An 18,392-nucleotide genomic window follows, 5' to 3' on the forward strand; every position below is an offset into this window, starting at 1 on the left:
GTGATCAACCCCGGCGGCGACGACACGGTCGAGGGCCCCGGCATCCACGGCAAGATCGACCAGGTCGATCTGCAGCTCGAGATGCAGCGCTCGTACCTCGACTACGCGATGAGCGTCATCGTCGGGCGTGCGCTGCCCGACGTGCGCGACGGCATGAAGCCCGTGCACCGCCGCGTCATCTACGCGATGTACGACGGCGGCTACCGCCCCGACCGCGCCTTCTCGAAGTGCGCCCGCGTCGTCGGCGACGTCATGGGCCAGTTCCACCCGCACGGCGACACGGCGATCTACGACGCCCTCGTTCGCCTCGTGCAGCCGTGGAGCCTGCGCTACCCGCTCGCGCTCGGCCAGGGCAACTTCGGTTCGCCCGGCAACGACGGTGCGGCCGCCCCTCGATACACCGAGACGAAGATGGCCCCCCTCGCGCTCGAGATGGTGCGCGACATCGAGAAGGAGACCGTCGACTTCCAGGACAACTACGACGGTCGCACGCAGGAGCCGTCGATCCTGCCGGCGCGATTCCCGAACCTCCTCGTCAACGGCTCCGTCGGCATCGCCGTCGGCATGGCGACGAACATCCCGCCGCACAACCTGCGCGAAGTGGCATCCGGTGCCCAGTGGTACCTCGAGCACCCCGAGGCCTCGCGTGAGGAGCTGCAGGAGGCGCTGATCCAGCGCATCAAGGGGCCCGACTTCCCGACCGGCGCGCAGATCCTCGGCGTCAAGGGCATCAACGACGCCTACCGCACGGGCCGCGGCTCGATCACCATGCGCGCCGTGGTCTCGGTCGAGGAGCTGCAGGGCCGCACCTGCCTCGTCGTCACCGAGCTGCCCTACCAGGTCAACCCCGACAACCTCGCGATCAAGATCGCCGACCTCGTGAAGGACGGCAAGGTCGGCGGCATCGCCGACATCCGCGACGAGACCTCGGGCCGCACCGGCCAGCGACTCGTGATCGTGCTGAAGCGCGACGCCGTCGCGAAGGTCGTGCTGAACAACCTCTACAAGCACACCTCGCTGCAGGAGAATTTCGGCGCGAACATGCTCGCGATCGTCGACGGCGTGCCGCGCACGCTCTCGATCGACGGATTCATCGCGCACTGGGTCGACCACCAGATCGAGGTGATCGTTCGTCGCACGCAGTACCTGCTGCGCGAGGCCGAGGCCCGCATGCACATCCTGCGCGGCTACCTCAAGGCGCTCGACGCGCTCGACGAGGTCATCGCCCTGATCCGTGCCTCGGCGACGGTCGACGATGCACGTGACGGGCTCAAGAACCTGCTCGAGATCGACGACATCCAGGCCGATGCCATCCTCGCGATGCAGCTCCGTCGTCTCGCGGCGCTCGAGCGCCAGAAGATCATCGACGAGGCCGAGTCGATCCAGGCCGAGATCACCGATTATCAAGACATCCTGGCCCGCCCTGAACGCCAGCGCACGATTGTCTCCACCGAGCTCGCCGACATCGTCGCGAAGTACGGCGACGAGCGTCGCACGCACATCATGCCGGGCTTCGACGGCGACATGTCGGTCGAAGACCTCATCCCCGAAGAGGAGATGGTGGTCACCGTCACGCGCGGCGGCTACGTCAAGCGCACGCGGAGCGACAACTACCGCTCGCAGCACCGCGGCGGCAAGGGCGTCAAGGGCGCGCAGCTGCGGGCCGATGACGTCGTCGAGCACTTCTTCGTCACCACGACGCACCACTGGCTGCTGTTCTTCACGAACATGGGCCGCGTCTACCGGGCGAAGGCGTACGAGATCCAGGAGGCCGGCCGCGACGCGAAGGGCCAGCACGTCGCGAACCTGCTCGAGATGCAGCCCGACGAGCAGATCGCCGAGATCCTCGACATCCGCGACTACAGCGTGGCCCAGTACCTCGTGCTGGCCACGCGCGAGGGCCTCGTCAAGAAGACCGAGCTGACGGCGTACGACACGAACCGCTCGCGCGGTGTCATCGCGATCAACCTGCGCGAGGGCGACGAGCTCGTCTCGGCGATGCTCGCAGGCGTGCACGACGAGATCCTCCTCGTCTCGAAGAAGGGCATGTCCCTGCGCTTCGAGGCGACCGATGAGGCGCTGCGGCCCATGGGCCGTTCGACCTCGGGTGTGAAGGGCATGTCGTTCCGTGAGGGCGACCAGTTGCTCGAGGCATCCGTCGTCGCCGCATCGCTCACCGACGGTGCCGAAGGCGACGAGTCCGAGGCGAGCGCCTCCGACGACGACGCCAGGTACGTCTTCGTCGTCACCGAGGGCGGATACGCCAAGCGCACCGCGGTCGACCAGTATCGCCTGCAGAACCGCGGCGGACTCGGCATCAAGGTGGCCAAGTTGAGTGAGGATCGAGGCGACCTCGCGGGCGCGCTGATCGTCGGTCGCGACGACGAGGTCCTTGTGGTTCTTGCCAGTGGCAAGGTGGTACGCTCTGACGTCGCCGAGGTTCCCGCCAAGGGCAGGGACACGATGGGCGTCGTGTTCGCGAAGTTCGCGAACGACGACAGGATCATCGCCATCGCGAAGAATTCCGAACGGAATCTCGTGGAGGAGGCCGCCGAGTCCGAAGCGGCCGAGCCCGCGCGAGAGGAGTAACCCTACATGAGTAGCGTCGCCGAGAAGCTGGCCCGCAAGTCGAACCGGAAGACCCCTGCCAAGCAGGTGCGCCTCCGGCTCGTCTACATCGATTTCTGGTCGGCGGTGAAGCTGTCGTTCCTCGTCGCCGTGTGCCTCGCGGTCGTCAGCATCGTCGCCACCTTCCTGATCTACACGGTGCTGGGCTCGACCGGCATCTTCGACAAGGTCAACGAGCTCGTGCAAGACGTGGCGGGCGCCGGCGGCGACCTGACCTCGATCCTGTCGCTCGGCAACGTCATGGGCTTCGCGGTCGTCGCGGCGCTCCTGAACCTCGTCGTCACGACGGCGCTCGGCGCCATCATCGCCGTGCTCTACAACCTGAGCGTCAAGATCACGGGCGGCATCCTCGTCGGATTCACCAACAACTGACGCCGTCCTCGGCCCGATTCGGAGATTTCCGGCACGTCCGGTAGTCTTTCCTCTGGCCGAAATTCGGGGATATAGCTCAGGCGGTTAGAGCGCTTCGCTGATAACGAAGAGGTCCGAGGTTCAAGTCCTCGTATCCCCACTGTGAATAACTCAACATGAAGAAACGGATGCCTCGGCATCCGCCCGGGGCCTTAGCTCAGTTGGTAGAGCGCCTGCTTTGCAAGCAGGATGTCAGGAGTTCGAATCTCCTAGGCTCCACAGTTTCCCGTCGGTGTTCGTTCGCTCGAGCGCCGCACTCCAGATCGACGCATCGACGATCGACCCGGCGCGGTCACAGCTGCAGCCACCGATCGATCAACACGATGATCTCGTCGCGATGCGCGTCGATCTCTGCCGGGTCGAGCGCGATCACCCCGCGGTCGACCGCCGCCCAGCGTACGAGCCCGGTGTCGTCGTCGAAGCTGAATCCGTCGGAGTCGACGATCTTCACACCGCGATGCATGACGATGCGCACCTTGCCGCGCGGGTCGGTGCCGACCGTCACGCGATCGACGCCGTCGAGCGCGTAGTTCGGCCCGTTCCACTTGATGTTCTCGACAGCACCGACGGGCGCGACCTCCCGGATGCCGTCGCGGAGCCGCGAGAGCGTGCCTGCGAGGTCGGGCGGGAGGCCGTCGAGATAGCGGTCGACTTCGGGCGATGCGGCGATCATCCTGGACGGCACGGTCATCATGGCGCTCCGTTCACTCGGGTGCCTCGACCATAGCGGCGCACGGCGGGCACGTCGATGGCCCCGCTACAGTGTGCTGATGGACATCCGCATCGCTGCGTACGGGGTCATCATCCGCGAGGGCCGAATTCTGCTCGCGCACTGGAACGAGCACGGTCGCTCCGGATGGACGTTGCCCGGCGGCGGCATCGAAGGTGCCGAGCACCCGGTCGTGGCCGCTCGGCGGGAGATCTTCGAGGAGACCGGCTACGAGGCATCCGTCGATCGCCTGCTCGGCATCGACACCATGGTGGTGCCGGCGTCGAAGCGTCACTCGGGAGCCGTGCCGCTCTACGCGATGCGCGTCATCTATCGCGCGGCCGTGGTCGGCGGCCGACTCCGGAACGAGGTCGGCGGATCGAGCGACGAGGCTCGCTGGTTCGACCTCGACGAGGTGCCGCGCCTGAAGCGCGTGAGCCTGCTCGACGTCGCCCTGCGACTGAATGCGGCAGAGCCGGCCGACGGCGTGCCGCCGTCCACTCGGGAGTAGCAGCGGGCTCAGAGCTGGGCGCAGAGCGCCGCTCAGCGCCTCGCGGGGTCGGTGTGAACGCGCCCGCGGCCGTGTCGCCGACGTTCCGGCCGAGTGGCCGAACCGTTCGCGACACGGCCGCGGGTGGCCGAGCTCCCCGCGGGTCGGCGAATCGCGAGCGTCGCGATGCCGACCTGCGGGGGCCTGGCTGGTGTGGTGCTGTCGTTGGTGCGCATGGTGGCTCAGATCAGCGGCTGTGCCATCAGGGTGATGCGCCGGAACTCGTCGGCCTGCAGGCGTGCTGCGGCGTGTTCGTTCCTGCGGCGCTCGGCGGTCGCCGAGTGCGTGCGCTGCTCGTCGCGACGTCGGCTCCAGGCGAGGAGCGCGTGCCCTGCGCGGAGCGCGAGGCGGTCGCTGAGCTGTCGCGCGTCGGCGCGGAGGGTGACGGTCTGCATCTGTGCGGTGCGACCGGCGGAGATGGTGCTCGTATTCACGGTGATTCCTTCTGGTGGGTCGTGCGTGTGTGGTGCGGGTGGTGCAGCGGCCGACCCGGTCGAGTGTCGAGACGGGTCGAGCCGACGTGATTCCGGATGTCGGTCCGCGGGCGCCGCAACGGCGGCTCCGCAGCCCATCCGGGCGTGGTGGCGCGCGAGGGACTCGTGGCGAGTGCCGGGCGCGCCTCCGCGGGCAGGGCGTGAGCCGGGACATCCGCTCGTCTCGCAGGAGACGGCCGGCGACGAGGGTCGCAGACAGGATGCGCGGCCGAAGCCGCATGGTCACGCCCGAAGGGCGGAGTGGACGATCAGGCGCGAACGCGCGTGTCGTCGGGGCGAACTGCTAGCAGGCCCGAGGCGCGAGGAGGACTCCCGTGTGGGCCGCAGTAAATGCTGGCGTGAAGATGTGCTTCATCATGGGTATCAACTCCTCTCTGCATGCGTGTTCGGCAACGGTTTCCGACACTAGCGGGACTTTCACGTCGACCGCAAGGCGTTTTCACAGATTCGTCGAGATTCAGGGTCTGCACTGACCGAGAGCTCGTGCGGAGACGACGATGGCCCCGCCTGGATCAGGCGGGGCCATCGGAAACTCGCGCGGGTCAGGCCGCGGTGGCGGGACCCGGAGTCGGCTCGTCGTCGGCGACCCAGAGCTCGTCGTCGGCCCGGAATGTCTGCCAGACGGCGTAGGCCACGCCCGCGGCGGCGATGATTCCTGCGCCGATCGCGAGGTAGGTGCCGAAGCCCGGGCCGCTCTTCTCCTTGACGACCACGGCCGCACGAGGCGAGACGCGCTCGAGGGCGCGGCGCACACGGGCGTCGTTGGCGATGTCGCCGATCGAGAGCACCGAGCCGAGCGCGTTGCCGACCGTGCGCTCCATGGTGTCACCGGCTGCGCGCGCGACGGTGCCGGCCCGCTGGACGTTGGGACGGACATAGCTGTCGTACCCCGTGCGAACGCGTGGCACGACCTCTTCGCGCGTGAGGTGGCCGAGTTGACGGCTGGCCTCGCGGGCGACGGCATTGGCGTGCTCGAGCACGTGCTGCTGGTTCTCCCAGAGTTCCCCAGCGTTGCTCTGCAGTCGCTTGAGTTCCTTCCGGCGCTTGCGTGACAGGCTCATCTCGACCTCCATCGATGTGCAGCGAACCACTCCATCTTGCCACCGAAACGGCTGGAAGCGAGGTGGGAGTCCGAATCCGGCATGCCGCTTGACGAATCCACCCGTGACAGAATATGAGGATGCCGATTCCTACCGCAGTCGCGACGCTCAACACCAACCACGGACCGATCAAGGTCGACCTCTACGGCGACCACGCCCCGAAGACGGTCAAGAACTTCGTCGGCCTCGCCACCGGCGAGATCGAATGGACCCACCCTGCCACCGGCGAGAAGTCCACCGCCCCGCTGTACGACGGCGTGATCTTCCACCGCATCATCCCCGGCTTCATGATCCAGGGCGGCGACCCGCTCGGTCAGGGCGTCGGCGGCCCCGGCTACCAGTTCGACGACGAGATCAACTCCGAGCTCGACTTCACCGAGCCCTACGTGCTCGCGATGGCCAACGCCGGCATCCAGATGGGCCGCGGCACCAACGGCTCGCAGTTCTTCATCACCGTCGGCCCCACCACGTGGCTGCAGGGCAAGCACTCCATCTTCGGCAAGGTGACCGACGCCGCGAGCCAGGCCGTCGTCGACAAGCTCGCCGCCGTCGCGACCGACGGTCGCGACAAGCCGCTCGAGGACATCGTCATCGAGAGCATCACCGTCGAGCAGGTCTGACCGACAGGTGAGCGACTCGGGGCCTGATCGGGCGAACTTCTGTTACCGGCATCCCGATCGGCAGAGCTACATCCTCTGCCAACGGTGCGGGCGCACGATCTGCCCCGAGTGCCAGACCCAGGCCCCGGTCGGGGTCATCTGCCCCGAGTGCATGCGCGAGCAGCGGGCCAGCGCCCCGCGCACGAAACCGGCCGTGCTGACGCGCGTGCGCTCGGCGGCCGGCCGCGGTGCACCCGTCGTCACGTATGCCCTCATCGGCATCTCCGTCGCGGTGTACCTCCTGCAGCTGATTCCGGGCCTCGCCGTCACGAACTCGATCCGCTACGCGGGCGTCTACTCCCACCCGGGCCTGCTCGAGCCGTGGCGCATGATGACGTCGGTGTTCGCGCACGGCAGCATCCTGCACCTGCTGCTCAACATGTACACCCTGTGGATCTTCGGCCAGTTGCTCGAAGGTCTGCTCGGCCGGTGGCGCTATCTCGCGCTCTACCTCCTGGCCGGATTCGCCGGCTCGGTAGGCGTGCTCTGGCTCGCACCGCCGAACGTGCCGGTCGTCGGGGCATCCGGTGCCATCTTCGGTCTCATGGGCGCGTTCCTCGTCATCCAGCGCCGGCTCGGCGGGCAGGCGACGCAGTTGTTCGTGCTGCTCGGCATCAACCTCGTCATCGGCTTCATCCCCGGCATGAACGTCGCCTGGCAGGCGCACCTCGGCGGTCTCGCCGCCGGTGCGCTCATCGGCTTCATCCTGGTCGAGACGCGCAAGCGGTCGCAGCAGCGCCTGCAGCTGTGGCTCCTGATCGCCGTGGGCGCCGTGCTCGTGCTGCTGAGCCTGCGCTACGTCTTCTTCCCGATCGTCTGACGCCGTTCGAAGTTATCCACAGCGCTCTCCACAGCTGGGGAGAGTTACACCCGTGTAATTGTCGTCATTACGGGGGACACGGGGTCATCGAGTTCTCCACACCCTGTGGAGAACTCTGCATCGCGGCGGCACGTGCCACGGCGAACGGCAGGTACGACAAGAGGGGCGGATGCCGCAGCATCCGCCCCTCTTGCGTGTCTGTCGCGCCGGCTAGCGCCAGCGTGTGGTCATGAGGAAGCCGATGAAGGCGATGCCGAAGCCGATGAGGATGTTCCACGAGCCGAGATCGGCGATCGGGAACGCGCCCTGGCTCACGTAGAACACGATGATCCAGGCGAGCCCGACGAGCATGAAGCCGAACATGACGGGCTTGAACCACACCGGGTTCGGAGCCTCTTCGCCGCTCGCCTGTTCTGCGCGCGCGGGCTTCGATGATTTCGTACGTGCCATGCGGGTGATTCTAGCCGAGGGAACGCCTGCGGACACATTCGGTTCCCTGCTCGGCGGGCTAGAATCGCCCTCATGTCCGAGTCCCAGGCCGATGCGCAACGCGCGCGCCGCTCCTCGGACGGTCGTCGCCCGCGCGTCAGCATCGTCGGAGTGCTCGGGGAGCTGCTGCTCACCGCGGGCGTGCTGATCCTCCTGTTCCTCGGATGGCAGCTCTGGTGGAACGACGCCATCATGGCCGGTCAGCAGTCCTCCGCGGCATCCGAGCTCAGCAGCGAATGGCAGGCGCAGGCTCGCGCGGCGCAGGGAACCACTCCTCCGCCCGACCCGGCTGACTACGGGGACCCTGTGGTCGACACGAGCGAGTACGCCAACGGCGACGCGTTCGCGGTCATGTACGTGCCCCGCTTCGGCGAGGACTCGCAGCGCAACATCGCCGAAGGATACGGCCTCGACGTGCTCAACAGCTTCGACCTCGGTGTCGGGCACTATCCGCAGACGCAGCGGCCCGGAGAGGTCGGCAACTTCGCGATCGCCTCGCACCGCAGCGCCTACGGCGGCGGCATGCACGAGATCGAGCAGCTGCAGCTCGGCGATGCGATCTACATCCAGACGAAAGACGGATGGTTCACCTACCGCTTCCGCGACTTCGAGTACGTGACGCCCGAGACGGTCGATGTGCTCGCGCCGGTTCCGCACCACCCCGACCTCGCGCCGACCGATCGCATCGTGACGCTCACGAGCTGCAACCCGCTGTTCTCGACCGCCGAACGCATCATCGCCTACGGCGTGCTCGAGTCCTGGCAGCCGAGCGCGGCGGGCGCTCCTGCCGAGATCGCGCCGATCGTCGCGAAGTGGGGGAGCTGAGCCATGTACGGTGCACTCTGGCGGGTGCTGCCCGGCCCCGTGTGGCTGCGCATCATCCTCGTGCTGCTGCTCGTCGCAGCGGCCGTGTTCGCTCTCTTCACATGGGTGTTCCCGTGGGTCGACGGCGTCCTGAACCCGATCAACGTCACGGTGGAGTGAACTGACATGCAACGACCCTCGACACGTGTGCTCGTCGTCGACAACTACGACAGCTTCGTCTACACGTTGAACGGGTACCTGCAGGAGCTCGGCGCCGAGACCGACGTCGTGCGCAACGACTCGTTCGACGTCGCCGACGTGCCCTCGCGCATCGCCGAGTACGACGCCGTGCTCATCTCGCCCGGGCCGGGCAAGCCCTCGGATGCCGGCGTGTCGATCCCGATCGTCGAGGCGGCCCTCGCATCGGGCCAGCCGATCCTCGGCGTGTGCCTCGGCCACCAGGCGATCGCCGAGGCGTTCGGCGCGGTCGTCACGAACGCCGAGGAGCTCATGCACGGCAAGACCTCGCTCATCACCCACGACGGCAGCGGCTTCTACGACGGAGTACCGCAGCCGTTCACGGCGACGCGCTATCACTCGCTCGCGGTCGTCGACGGCACCGTGCCCGACGAACTCGTCGTGACGAGTCGCACCCAGGGCGGGGTCATCATGGGCCTGCGCCACGAGAGCGCCCCGATCTTCGGGGTGCAGTTCCATCCCGAGTCGGTGCTGACCGAGGGCGGCTACCGCATGCTCGGCAACTGGCTCGCGGTCGCCGGGCTGCCCGAGGCGCGCGAACGCGCGGTCGGCCTCAGCCCGCTCGTGCGGGCGACGGCGAGCTGACCGACTCGGTCAGCCCGCGATGTCGTCGTCAGCCCGCGCAGTAGGTGAGTTCGACCGTGGAGTGCTGGGGCACGTCTCCGGGCGCCAGCGACTGCTTGGTGACCGGCGAGCCGGGTTCGGCCTTGCATGAGGGGTCGGGCTTGGGCACTGCCGTGAGCTGCAGGTTCTCGGCCGCGAGGTACGAGGTCGCCGCTTCGAGTGTCTGACCGGTCACGTCGGTAAGGGTGACCATGCCGCTCGAGATGCGGAAGTCGACCGTGGAGCCGATCTCGGCCGTTGCGCCTGCCTCGGGCGTGGTGCCGAGCACCGTGTCACCGGGAACCGTCGCCGACGACTCCCGGGTCTCGACACCGGGCACCAGGCCGAGTGCGGTGAGGTCGGCCTTCGCCTGCTCGAGCGTCTTGTTCCGGAGGTCGGGTACGGCGACCGCCTGCCTGCCGGTCGAGACGAACACGGTCACTGCGGTGCCGTTGTCGACTTTCTCGCCTGCAGGCGGGTCGGTGCCGATCACCTCGCCTGCCGGCACCGTATCGTCGGTCTTCTCGACGGGGGTGGCGGGAAGCCCGAGTTCTTGCAGCGCGTCGACCGCCTCTTCGTAGGTGCCGCCGGTGAGTACCGGGATCTCCTTGACGTTCGACGGCAACTCGGCGCTCGGCTCCAGGTTGAAGGCCCAGTACATGACGGCGATGACGATCACGATCACGCCGATGATGCCCGACCAGATCCAGATCGCCGGAGGGCGGCGCTGGGTCCTCGTCATCGTCTCGTCTTCGGCGAGCTGGCGCAGGGCGAGCTCGGAGCTCGAGAGCGAGCCGGTCGGCGCCCCGAAGAGCATCGTGGCCTGATCGGGCTCGCGGTGCACCGGCACCCGACCGGCTGCCGCGGTGTCGACGTCGGTGCGGAACTCGGCGGCCGTCTGATAGCGCTGGTCTCGGTTCTTCGCCAGGGCGTGCATCACGACGGAATCGAGGGCCGGTGAGACCTTCGGGTTGACGACGCTCGGCTTGACCGGGCGCTCGCTGACGTGCTGGTACGCCACGGCGACCGGGGTGTCGCCGCGGAACGGCGGGCGACCGGTGAGCATCTCGAAGAGCACCACGCCGGTCGAGTACAGGTCGGTGCGGGCATCGACGGTCTCGCCCTTCGCCTGCTCGGGCGAGAAGTACGACGCCGTGCCGAGGATCGCCGTGGTCTGCGCCACGGTCGTCGAGGAGTCGGAGACGGCACGCGCGATGCCGAAGTCCATGACCTTCACCTGACCGGTGGTCGTGATCATGATGTTGCCGGGCTTGATGTCGCGGTGCACGACTCCAGCTCGATGCGAGTACTCGAGGGCCGTCAGCACGCCATCGATGACACGCACCGCGGCGGACGCCTCGAGCGGCCCGTCGTGGATGATGTCCTTCAGCAGCCGCCCCTCGACGAACTCCATGACGATGAACGGCAGCTGCACCTCTTGCCCCGCTGCGTCGACGACGGTCTCTTCACCGGCGTCGAAGACGCGCACGATCGTCGGGTGCGCCATGCGGGCGGCCGACTGCGCCTCCTGACGGAAGCGCATGCGGAACGCGGGGTCGGTCGCGAGCTGCGGCTTCAGCAGCTTGATCGCGACCTGGCGCCCCAACCGGGTGTCCGTGCCGACATGGACGTCGGACATGCCGCCGCGCCCGATGAGAGCGCCGACGCGGTATCGACCCGCGAGCACTCGTCCTTCATCGTTCACCGTGCAGCTCCATGCCCTTTCTCGTGTCCCGCAGCCGGGGTCAGTTGTTGACGACCGGCTTCACCGTGAGCGCCGGCGAGGCCGGCGAACTCACCGGACCGCAGAAGTACAGGAACGTCACCTGGAACTCCTGCTGCCCTGCCAGGACCTGCGCGCTCGTCGTTCCCGCCGGAACCGGACCGGGTGCCGTCGCGTCGCCAGTGACCTGTACCGAGTAGCCGGTCAGTTCCTGCCCCGAGGGGCACTGCTGGGCGGTCCACGAGATGGTGACCGGCACCTTCGCGTTGACGTCGTCCGACGGCGTGAACGGGTTCGGGTTCGCGGTCGGCGCGGAGGTCGGCGCACTCGGCGTCTCAGGGGCGGCGTAGTACGTGATCGTCACCTCGGAGCCGATCTTCATGTTGCCCGTCGGGTTGACGTCGTAGACGCGACCCGCCTCGTCGCCCGTTGCGGCAGGGTTGCCCTCGACGGCGTTCGCGACCATGCCGAGGGCCCCGAGCTTCGCGCTCGCTTCGTCGACCGTGAGGCCGAGGTAGTCCTCGCGGTTGACCTGCGCGTTCGTGGGGGCCTCGGTGGTGGGCGGCGGTGGCGGCGTCGTGGCCGTCTTCGACGGCGGCGTCGAAGGTGTCGTGGACGGCGCCTCCTTCTCTCCGCCGTTGAGTGCGAGCGCGATGATCGTGCCGATCAGCACGATCGCGAGCAACGCGATGAGCACGATGAGCGGCCACGTCCACGGACTGCGCTTCTTCTTCTCCTCCTCGACGGGCTCCTCGCCGTCGATCGGCGCACCCGCGGCCGACGGCAGCACCGTCGTCGCGGCGGTGGCGCCGGCCGTGGGCATGAGCATCGTCGCGGCGGTGGCTCCGGCCGCGCCGAGCACGGCGGGCACGGCGGCGGCAGCTGCCTGCACGTCGCCCCGGCGAAGGGCCGTCGCAGCACGCGCGAGGTGCGCGGCGGACTGGGGCCGGTCGGCCGGGTTCTTCGCGATGCATCCGTAGACCAGGTTGCGCACCGGCTCTGAGACCGTGACGGGCAGGTCGGGCGGCGTCTCGTTGATCTGCGCCATCGCGATCGCGACCTGCGACTCGCCGGTGAACGGGCGACGGCCGGCGAGGGCCTCGTACGCCACGATGCCGAGCGAGTAGATGTCGGTGGTCGGCGAGGCCGGGTGACCCGATGCCTGCTCGGGCGAGAGGTACTGCACCGTGCCCATGACCTGGCCGGTTGCCGTCAGCGGCACCTGGTCGGCGATGCGCGCGATGCCGAAGTCGGTGATCTTGACACGCCCGTCGGGCGTGATCAGCAGGTTGCCGGGCTTGATGTCGCGGTGCACGAGCCCCGCGGCGTGCGCGGCCTGCAGTGCAGCGGCCGTCTGCGCGACGATGTCGAGCACCTTGTCGGTCGAGAGCACGTGCTCACGCTCGAGGATCGTCGACAGGGCCTCGCCGGGCACGAGCTCCATGACGAGGTAGGCGCTGCCGTCTTCTTCGCCGTAGTCGAAGACGTTCGCGATGCCTTCGTGGTTGACGAGTGCGGCGTGACGGGCTTCGGCGCGGAAGCGCTCGAGGAAGCCCGGGTCACCCAGGTACTCGTCTTTCAGGATCTTGATCGCGACCTGTCGGCCGATGACGAGGTCTGTGGCCTGCCACACCTCGCCCATCCCGCCGATCGCGATGCGGGATTGCAGTTCGTAGCGCCCTCCGAAGGTGAGCCCTGCGCTCGGTCTCATTTGTTCAGCACCGCCTCTAGTACCTGCTTTGCGATGGGTGCGGCGATGAGATTGCCGTACCCCTCCTGGCCAAGTCCCCCGCCATCCTCAACGAGTACCGTGATTGCATACTGAGGATTGTCGGCGGGGGCAAAACCGGTGAACCAGAGAGTGTAGGGGTCACTCTCTCCGTTCTCCGCTGTACCCGTTTTACCGGCCACGCTGACGCCGTCTATTCTTGCATTACTCGCGGCCCCGTTCTCGACGCCGTTGACCATCATGCCGACCATCGTGTTCGCCGTCTCCTCGCTGATCGCACGGCCGAACTCCTTGGCCTCGAACTCCTGCAGTGGAGTGAAGTCGGGAGCGGTGATCTGATCGACGAGATTCGGGTTCATCACGATGCCCCCGTTGGCGATCGCGGCCGACACCATCGCCATCTGCATGGGCGTCGCGCGGACCTCGTACTGGCCGAACGCCGTCAGCGCCGTCTGCGCGTCGTCGAGCGCACGCGGGTAGACGCTCGCCTCCGTGATCGTCGGAATCAGGAACTCGTCGTTGAATCCGAACTTCTCGGCCTGCTCGCGGATGGCGGCGTCGCCGAGCTCGATGCCGAGTTCGGCGAACGGGATGTTGCACGAGAGCCGCAGGGCGGTCGCGATGCTGACGGTCTCGCCGCCGCCGCAGTTGCCGCCCTCGGTATTGCGCACCACGGAGTCGGTGCCGGGCAGCGTGAAGGAGGACGGGTTCGGCAGCTGGCTCTCGGGCGTGTACTTGCCCGACTCGAGTGCCGCGGCGACGGTGACGAGCTTGAACACGGAACCGGGCGGGTTCATGTCTCCGCCCGTCGCGCGGTTGAAGAGCGGGTCGGCGGGGTCGGCGAGGAGCCCGTCGTAGGTCGCCGTGACTTCGGCCGAGTTGTGCACGGCGAGCGTGTTCGGGTCGAACGTGGGCTTCGTCACCATCGCGAGGATGCGACCCGTCGACGGCTCGGTCACGATGACCGCGCCCGTGTAGTCCCCGAGCGCGTCCCATGCGGCCTGCTGCGCGACCGGGTCGATCGCCACCTCGACGGAGGCGCCCATCGGGTCCTGTCCGGAGATGAGGCGATTGAGGGAGTCGAAGAACTGGCTCGACGACTGCCCACTCAAGTACTCGTTGAGCGAGCGCTCGAGCCCCGTCGCCTCTCCGTTGACGGGGAGGTATCCGGTGATCGGCGCGTAGAGGGGGCCGTTCGCATACACGCGCTGGAACCTGTAGTCGTCGTCGGACGGCTGCGAGTACGCGATCGGCTCGCCGCCGACGAGGATCGGGCCGCGTTCGATCGAGTAGCTCTCGTAGAGCGTGCGGGAGTTGCGCGGGTCGGCGGCGAGGGCATCGGCCTGCACGTACTGGATGATCGTCGACGAGACGAGCAGGGTCAGGAACATGAGGAACGCGACGATGGAGACGCGCTTGAGTTCTCGATTCATCCGTCGATCACCAGCCTCGGATGGTTGCGGACCGTGTCGGAGAGCCGCAGCAGCAACGCGACGATGATCCAGTTGGCCACGAGCGATGAACCACCCGCCGCGAGGAACGGGGTCGTGAGGCCGGTCAGCGGGATGACGCGGGTGACGCCGCCCACGACGATGAAGACCTGCAGCGCGACGACGAACGCGAGCCCGACGCCGAGCAGCTTGCCGAAGTCGTCTTGACCGGCGAAGCCGATGCGGAAGCCGCGCGCCACGAAGAGCAGGTAGAGCGCGAGGATCGCGAAGACCCCCGCGAGACCGAGTTCCTCACCGAGGCTCGCGATGATGTAGTCGCTCTGCGGCACGGGCGTCAGGTCGGGTCGGCCCTGGCCCCAGCCGGTGCCGATCAGCCCGCCGTTGGCGAGCCCGAAGAGGCCCTGCACGAGTTGATAGCTGCCACCGATCTCGGCGTCGAAGCGCTCGGCGCTGAACGGGTCGAGCCAGTTCGCGAAGCGATTGCCGACGTAGTCGAGCGTCTGGCTCGCGATGATCGCGCCGCCGATGAACAGGCTGAGACCGAGCACGACCCACGAGAGCCGACTCGTCGCGACGTAGAGCATGACGAGGAACAGGCCGAAGTAGAGGAGCGCGGTGCCGAGGTCGCGCTGGAAGACGATGACGGCCATCGACAGGGCCCACACGATGAGGAGCGGGCCGAGGTCGCGGGCACGCGGGAACTGCATGCCGAGGAACTTCGTGCCGACCATCGACAGGGAGTCGCGGTTGCGCACGAGGTAGCCGGCGAAGAACACGGCCAGCGCGATCTTCGCGATCTCGCCCGGCTGGAAGGTCGCGATGTCGCCGATTCCGATCCAGACCCGTGCCCCGTACACCTCGCGCCCGAGGCCCGGCACGAGCGGGAGCAGCAGCAGGATGATCGCAAGGAGCCCCGCGAGGTAGGTGTAGCGGAACAGCACGCGGTGATTGCGGATGACGAGCATCGTCGCGATCGCGCAGATGATCGCGATCGCGCTCCAGGCGATCTGCCTGACTGCGGCGCTCTCCCAACCGGCATCGCCCTCTGCGATGTCGATGCGATAGATCATGGCGATGCCGAGGCCGTTCAGCACCGTCGCGATCGGCAGCAGGAACGGGTCGGCATCACGGGCCGTGAAGCGCATCGTGACGTGCAGGCCGAACACGAGCAGCGAGAGTCCTGCGCCGAGCAGCACGAGCTGCGTGTCGACGCGCCCGAGCGCCCCGAGCTGCACGAGCACGATCGACGAGGCGTTGATGAAGCACGCCACGACGAGCAGCCAGAACTCGAGGTTGCGGAGCTTCTGCGGGATCCGGATGCGTCGGATGCCCTCGGGCGGCGTGCCGGTGAGGGCCTGGGACTGGAGGTCACTCAACGGATTCCTCCAGACGCTGCACGATGCGATACGCCTCCGCGTACGAACCGGCGCTGATCGTCTGCTGGACGCGCTGCTGGTCGTAGGTGCGGAGGTCGGCGACGTCGAGTTCGGTCTCGGTGTACAGCTCGTGCAGCGAGATCGGCCCGAGGTTCTGCTGGATGCCCTGGTAGATGGCGACCCGTCCGTCGGACTCGCCGACGTAGAAGCGGGTCTGCGTCCACTGGTAGCCGAGCGCGAACGTCGCAACGATCGCCCCGATCAGCAGCACGATCCAGAAGCTCCACACCCAGCGGCGTCGGCGTCGGCGTCGCGCGTCCTCTTCGATGATCTCGTCGAAGAAGTCCTCGGAATCCGGTTCGAAGTGCGTCTCCTGCACCGGGTGCGGACGGAAGGGCGTGAGTCGGATGCCGCGGGGCCGCACCGGCTCCGATGCCTGGCCGAACGCCGGCGGGGCCGCGGCCGACCCGACGACGAGCGGCGGGGTCGCCGGCGCGGGCGGTTCCCCGATGTCGAGGATCACGACGGTGACGTTGTCGGGAGCACCGCCGTCGAGGGAAGCCTTGACGAGCCGATCGGCGACCTGCTTGGCGCCGGCGTCAGCCGACATGAGCTCGTGGATGTCGTCGAAGGAGACGACGCCCGAGAGGCCGTCGGAGCAGAGCATCCAGCGGTCTCCGTCGCGGGTGTCGAGCACCAGCGCGTCGATCTCGGGCGAGGCCTCGACGTCGCCCAGCACGCGCATGAGCACCGAGCGGCGGGGGTGCACCATGGCCTCTTCGGCCGTGATGCGTCCGGCGTCGACGAGTCGCTGCACGAATGTGTGGTCGGTCGAGATCTGGCTGAGCTCACCCGACCGCAGCAGGTAGATGCGGGAGTCGCCGATGTGCGAGATGACGACGCGGTCGCCGACGAGCAGCACGGCGCTGACCGTGGTGCCCATACCCGTCAGTTCGGAGTGGTCGGCGACGGTCGCCGCGAGCTGACGGTTCGCCGCGATCAAGGCGCCTTCGAGCGATGCCGAGGCCTCGGTCGTGTTCTCGTAGTCGATGTCGGCCTCGGCGATGCGGCGGGTGGCGATCGCGCTCGCGACGTCACCGCCCGCGTGCCCGCCCATGCCGTCGGCCACGACGAACAGGCGTCGGCCGGCGTATCCGGAGTCCTGGTTGTTCGAGCGGATCCGTCCGACGTGCGAGACCGCAGCGCTCGCCTTGATGTTCGCCATGGCTACCGCCGCAGCTCGAACGTCGTCGCTCCGACCTTCACGGTGGCTCCGAGCGGGATCGGGGTGGGCACGGTCACTCGGGAGCCGTTGAGGAAGGTGCCGTTCGTCGAATCGAGGTCCTGCAGCATCCATCGGCCGTTCCACTGCATGAGACGCGCGTGGTGGGTCGAGGTGTAGTCGTCGCGGATGATGATGGCCGAGTCGCTCGAACGGCCGATCGTGATCTCGTCGTGGCCGAGGGGGAACTCGGCCCCGTTCTTCGTGCCGCTCGTGATGACGAGCCTGGTGGCGTTCTCGCTCGACGCGAGCTCGCCGGATCCGCCGCCGCTCGGCGCGGCATGCGAGACGGGAGCGGTCGGCGCTGCCGCTGCGACCGGGGCGCTCGGGAACGCGGATGCCGCCGCCGGTGCCGAGGCGGCGGCCCCCGCGACCTCGGGTCGGAGCTTGCGCACGCGCTGACCGAACAGGTCGCTGCGCAGCGCGTAGACGATCGCGAAGATGAACACCCAGAGCAGCACGAGGAAGCCGAGCTGGAGCACGAGGAGGGTGAGTTCGCTCATTCGCCGGGCCCCCAGAACCCGCCCATGTCGTGGCGTTCGGTGGCCGGGTCGGTGCGACCGCGGGAGCCGGGGCTCCCGTTCGATGCCTGCGCCAGCACACGGAACGTGATGCGGGAGCGGCCGATCGCGATGACCGAGTCGGGTTCGAGGATGGCGTCCTTCACGGGGGAGCCGTTGAGCTGGGTGCCGTTCGTCGAGCCGAGGTCGCGCACGCGTGCACGACTGCCGTCCCACTGCACTTCTGCATGGCGCCGCGACGCGCCCGAGTCGTCGAGCGTGACGTCGGCCTCGCTGCCGCGGCCGATGACGGTGCGGCCCTTCATGATGGGATAGCGCTTGCCGTTCACGTCGAGCACCGGGGTCCAGGCGACCTCGCCCTTCACGTTCTGCGAATCCACCTGCACCATGCCCACGGCGAGGCCGGGGTCGGCGTGGAGCGAGAGCGTGATGCCGCCGGCGAACTGGAAGTGCTGGCTCGCGGCGTGCTTCTGCACGAGGTCGACGAGCTCGTCGATGAGGGCCGGCCCGAGGCCCGACATGCGCGCGTAGTCGTCGGGTGCCATGCGCACGACGAAGCTGTTCGGCACGAGCACGCGGTCGCGCGAGACGACCGCAGCCTTCGTGTCGATCTCGCGCTTCAAGGCCGAGGTGATCTCGACGGGTTGCAGCCCCGAGCGGAAGGTCTTCGCGAACGCGCCGTTGACGGCGCGCTCGAGACCCTTCTCGAAGTTGTCCAGTAGGCCCACAGGTCTCCCGCTCCAGATTTGCGCCGACGCCGTCGTTTCTCACCGACGCCGTCATGA

The 18,392-nt window shown here is 68.0% G+C and carries 19 protein-coding genes and 2 tRNA genes; 10 read left to right on the forward strand and 11 right to left on the reverse strand.

All coding sequences use genetic code 11. From position 1 onward, the window contains the following. Window positions 1-3 precede the first annotated feature (3 nt). From gyrA to ACFCVM_RS11020, 4 genes are all read left to right on the forward strand, one after another. Window positions 4-2,589, forward strand: a complete 2,586-nt coding sequence (gene gyrA, locus ACFCVM_RS11005) for a DNA gyrase subunit A (protein ID WP_375836710.1) — start codon at window positions 4-6, stop codon at window positions 2,587-2,589. 6 nt (window positions 2,590-2,595) lie between these two features. Next, window positions 2,596-3,000: a DUF3566 domain-containing protein gene (locus ACFCVM_RS11010; RefSeq protein WP_375836204.1), complete on the forward strand. Its 405-nt coding sequence runs from the start codon at window positions 2,596-2,598 to the stop codon at window positions 2,998-3,000. Window positions 3,001-3,065: 65 nt separating this feature from the next. Then, a tRNA-Ile gene (locus tag ACFCVM_RS11015) sits at window positions 3,066-3,139 on the forward strand. Between the two features lie 46 nt (window positions 3,140-3,185). Then, window positions 3,186-3,258, forward strand: a tRNA-Ala gene (locus ACFCVM_RS11020). A 73-nt stretch (window positions 3,259-3,331) separates the two neighbouring features. Here ACFCVM_RS11020 and ACFCVM_RS11025 read toward each other — a convergent pair. Beyond that, window positions 3,332-3,733, reverse strand: coding sequence for a hypothetical protein (locus tag ACFCVM_RS11025; RefSeq protein WP_375836205.1), 402 nt, complete (start codon window positions 3,731-3,733; stop codon window positions 3,332-3,334). A 76-nt stretch (window positions 3,734-3,809) separates the two neighbouring features. Here ACFCVM_RS11025 and ACFCVM_RS11030 point away from each other — a divergent pair, with 76 nt between their 5' ends. Further along, window positions 3,810-4,259, forward strand: a complete 450-nt coding sequence (locus ACFCVM_RS11030; RefSeq protein ID WP_375836206.1) for an NUDIX hydrolase — start codon at window positions 3,810-3,812, stop codon at window positions 4,257-4,259. A 221-nt stretch (window positions 4,260-4,480) separates the two neighbouring features. Here ACFCVM_RS11030 and ACFCVM_RS11035 read toward each other — a convergent pair whose 3' ends face one another. After that, entirely contained in the window at window positions 4,481-4,732 is a 252-nt protein-coding gene (locus ACFCVM_RS11035) for a hypothetical protein (protein ID WP_375836207.1), read from the reverse strand. A 602-nt stretch (window positions 4,733-5,334) separates the two neighbouring features. Next, complete coding sequence (locus tag ACFCVM_RS11040; protein ID WP_375836208.1) at window positions 5,335-5,853, reverse strand: hypothetical protein; 519 nt, start codon at window positions 5,851-5,853, stop codon at window positions 5,335-5,337. Between the two features lie 119 nt (window positions 5,854-5,972). Here ACFCVM_RS11040 and ACFCVM_RS11045 point away from each other — a divergent pair, with 119 nt between their 5' ends. Further along, a complete protein-coding gene (locus tag ACFCVM_RS11045) occupies window positions 5,973-6,512 on the forward strand; it encodes a peptidylprolyl isomerase (RefSeq protein ID WP_375836209.1) in 540 nt (179 codons plus the stop codon). Between the two features lie 193 nt (window positions 6,513-6,705). Further along, window positions 6,706-7,371: a rhomboid family intramembrane serine protease gene (locus ACFCVM_RS11050; RefSeq protein WP_375836210.1), complete on the forward strand. Its 666-nt coding sequence runs from the start codon at window positions 6,706-6,708 to the stop codon at window positions 7,369-7,371. A 210-nt stretch (window positions 7,372-7,581) separates the two neighbouring features. Here ACFCVM_RS11050 and ACFCVM_RS11055 read toward each other — a convergent pair whose 3' ends face one another. Further along, on the reverse strand, window positions 7,582-7,857 hold the full coding sequence (locus ACFCVM_RS11055) for a cell division protein CrgA (RefSeq protein ID WP_375836211.1): 276 nt from the start codon (window positions 7,855-7,857) through the stop codon (window positions 7,582-7,584). Window positions 7,858-7,893: 36 nt separating this feature from the next. Here ACFCVM_RS11055 and ACFCVM_RS11060 point away from each other — a divergent pair, with 36 nt between their 5' ends. The 3 genes from ACFCVM_RS11060 to ACFCVM_RS11070 are packed head-to-tail and all read left to right on the forward strand — an operon-like array spanning window position 7,894 to window position 9,507. Then, window positions 7,894-8,685, forward strand: a complete 792-nt coding sequence (locus ACFCVM_RS11060; RefSeq protein WP_375836212.1) for a class E sortase — start codon at window positions 7,894-7,896, stop codon at window positions 8,683-8,685. 3 nt (window positions 8,686-8,688) lie between these two features. Then, window positions 8,689-8,844 carry a hypothetical protein gene (locus ACFCVM_RS11065; RefSeq protein ID WP_375836213.1) on the forward strand — a complete coding sequence of 52 codons (156 nt, stop codon included), beginning with the start codon at window positions 8,689-8,691 and terminating at the stop codon, window positions 8,842-8,844. Window positions 8,845-8,850: 6 nt separating this feature from the next. Continuing rightward, on the forward strand, window positions 8,851-9,507 hold the full coding sequence (locus ACFCVM_RS11070) for an anthranilate synthase component II (protein ID WP_375836214.1): 657 nt from the start codon (window positions 8,851-8,853) through the stop codon (window positions 9,505-9,507). Between the two features lie 28 nt (window positions 9,508-9,535). Here ACFCVM_RS11070 and pknB read toward each other — a convergent pair whose 3' ends face one another. Genes pknB through ACFCVM_RS11105 form a run of 7 tightly spaced genes read right to left on the reverse strand, consistent with a single transcriptional unit; the run spans window position 9,536 to window position 18,335 of the window. Beyond that, window positions 9,536-11,230: a Stk1 family PASTA domain-containing Ser/Thr kinase gene (pknB, locus tag ACFCVM_RS11075; protein ID WP_375836215.1), complete on the reverse strand. Its 1,695-nt coding sequence runs from the start codon at window positions 11,228-11,230 to the stop codon at window positions 9,536-9,538. 40 nt (window positions 11,231-11,270) lie between these two features. Continuing rightward, window positions 11,271-12,959 carry a protein kinase gene (locus tag ACFCVM_RS11080; protein ID WP_375836216.1) on the reverse strand — a complete coding sequence of 563 codons (1,689 nt, stop codon included), beginning with the start codon at window positions 12,957-12,959 and terminating at the stop codon, window positions 11,271-11,273. Beyond that, complete coding sequence (locus tag ACFCVM_RS11085) at window positions 12,956-14,410, reverse strand: peptidoglycan D,D-transpeptidase FtsI family protein (protein WP_375836217.1); 1,455 nt, start codon at window positions 14,408-14,410, stop codon at window positions 12,956-12,958. Before ACFCVM_RS11085 ends, ACFCVM_RS11080 begins: the two co-directional genes overlap by 4 nt. After that, window positions 14,407-15,804, reverse strand: a complete 1,398-nt coding sequence (locus ACFCVM_RS11090; protein WP_375836218.1) for an FtsW/RodA/SpoVE family cell cycle protein — start codon at window positions 15,802-15,804, stop codon at window positions 14,407-14,409. The genes ACFCVM_RS11085 and ACFCVM_RS11090 overlap by 4 nt, the downstream gene beginning before the upstream one ends. After that, on the reverse strand, window positions 15,797-17,029 hold the full coding sequence (locus tag ACFCVM_RS11095; RefSeq protein WP_375836219.1) for a PP2C family protein-serine/threonine phosphatase: 1,233 nt from the start codon (window positions 17,027-17,029) through the stop codon (window positions 15,797-15,799). The genes ACFCVM_RS11090 and ACFCVM_RS11095 overlap by 8 nt, the downstream gene beginning before the upstream one ends. Before the next feature lie 2 nt (window positions 17,030-17,031). Continuing rightward, a complete protein-coding gene (locus ACFCVM_RS11100; RefSeq protein WP_375836220.1) occupies window positions 17,032-17,589 on the reverse strand; it encodes an FHA domain-containing protein in 558 nt (185 codons plus the stop codon). After that, window positions 17,586-18,335: an FhaA domain-containing protein gene (locus ACFCVM_RS11105; RefSeq protein ID WP_375836221.1), complete on the reverse strand. Its 750-nt coding sequence runs from the start codon at window positions 18,333-18,335 to the stop codon at window positions 17,586-17,588. The genes ACFCVM_RS11100 and ACFCVM_RS11105 overlap by 4 nt, the downstream gene beginning before the upstream one ends. Between the last annotated feature and the right edge of the window lie 57 nt (window positions 18,336-18,392).

The sequence above is a fragment of the Agromyces sp. NPDC056389 genome, assembly GCF_042262385.1.
Lineage (GTDB): Bacteria > Actinomycetota > Actinomycetes > Actinomycetales > Microbacteriaceae > Agromyces.

Coding starts and splice junctions, on each gene's coding strand:
- ACFCVM_RS11100 (WP_375836220.1), bottom strand. CDS start 17,589: ATGAGCGAACTCACCCTCCTCGTGCTCCAGCTCGGCTTCCTCGTGCTG.
- ACFCVM_RS11060 (WP_375836212.1), top strand. CDS start 7,894: ATGTCCGAGTCCCAGGCCGATGCGCAACGCGCGCGCCGCTCCTCGGAC.
- ACFCVM_RS11065 (WP_375836213.1), top strand. CDS start 8,689: ATGTACGGTGCACTCTGGCGGGTGCTGCCCGGCCCCGTGTGGCTGCGC.
- ACFCVM_RS11025 (WP_375836205.1), bottom strand. CDS start 3,733: ATGATGACCGTGCCGTCCAGGATGATCGCCGCATCGCCCGAAGTCGAC.
- ACFCVM_RS11040 (WP_375836208.1), bottom strand. CDS start 5,853: ATGAGCCTGTCACGCAAGCGCCGGAAGGAACTCAAGCGACTGCAGAGC.
- ACFCVM_RS11045 (WP_375836209.1), top strand. CDS start 5,973: ATGCCGATTCCTACCGCAGTCGCGACGCTCAACACCAACCACGGACCG.
- ACFCVM_RS11030 (WP_375836206.1), top strand. CDS start 3,810: ATGGACATCCGCATCGCTGCGTACGGGGTCATCATCCGCGAGGGCCGA.
- ACFCVM_RS11080 (WP_375836216.1), bottom strand. CDS start 12,959: ATGAGACCGAGCGCAGGGCTCACCTTCGGAGGGCGCTACGAACTGCAA.
- ACFCVM_RS11010 (WP_375836204.1), top strand. CDS start 2,596: ATGAGTAGCGTCGCCGAGAAGCTGGCCCGCAAGTCGAACCGGAAGACC.
- ACFCVM_RS11085 (WP_375836217.1), bottom strand. CDS start 14,410: ATGAATCGAGAACTCAAGCGCGTCTCCATCGTCGCGTTCCTCATGTTC.
- ACFCVM_RS11070 (WP_375836214.1), top strand. CDS start 8,851: ATGCAACGACCCTCGACACGTGTGCTCGTCGTCGACAACTACGACAGC.
- ACFCVM_RS11095 (WP_375836219.1), bottom strand. CDS start 17,029: ATGGCGAACATCAAGGCGAGCGCTGCGGTCTCGCACGTCGGACGGATC.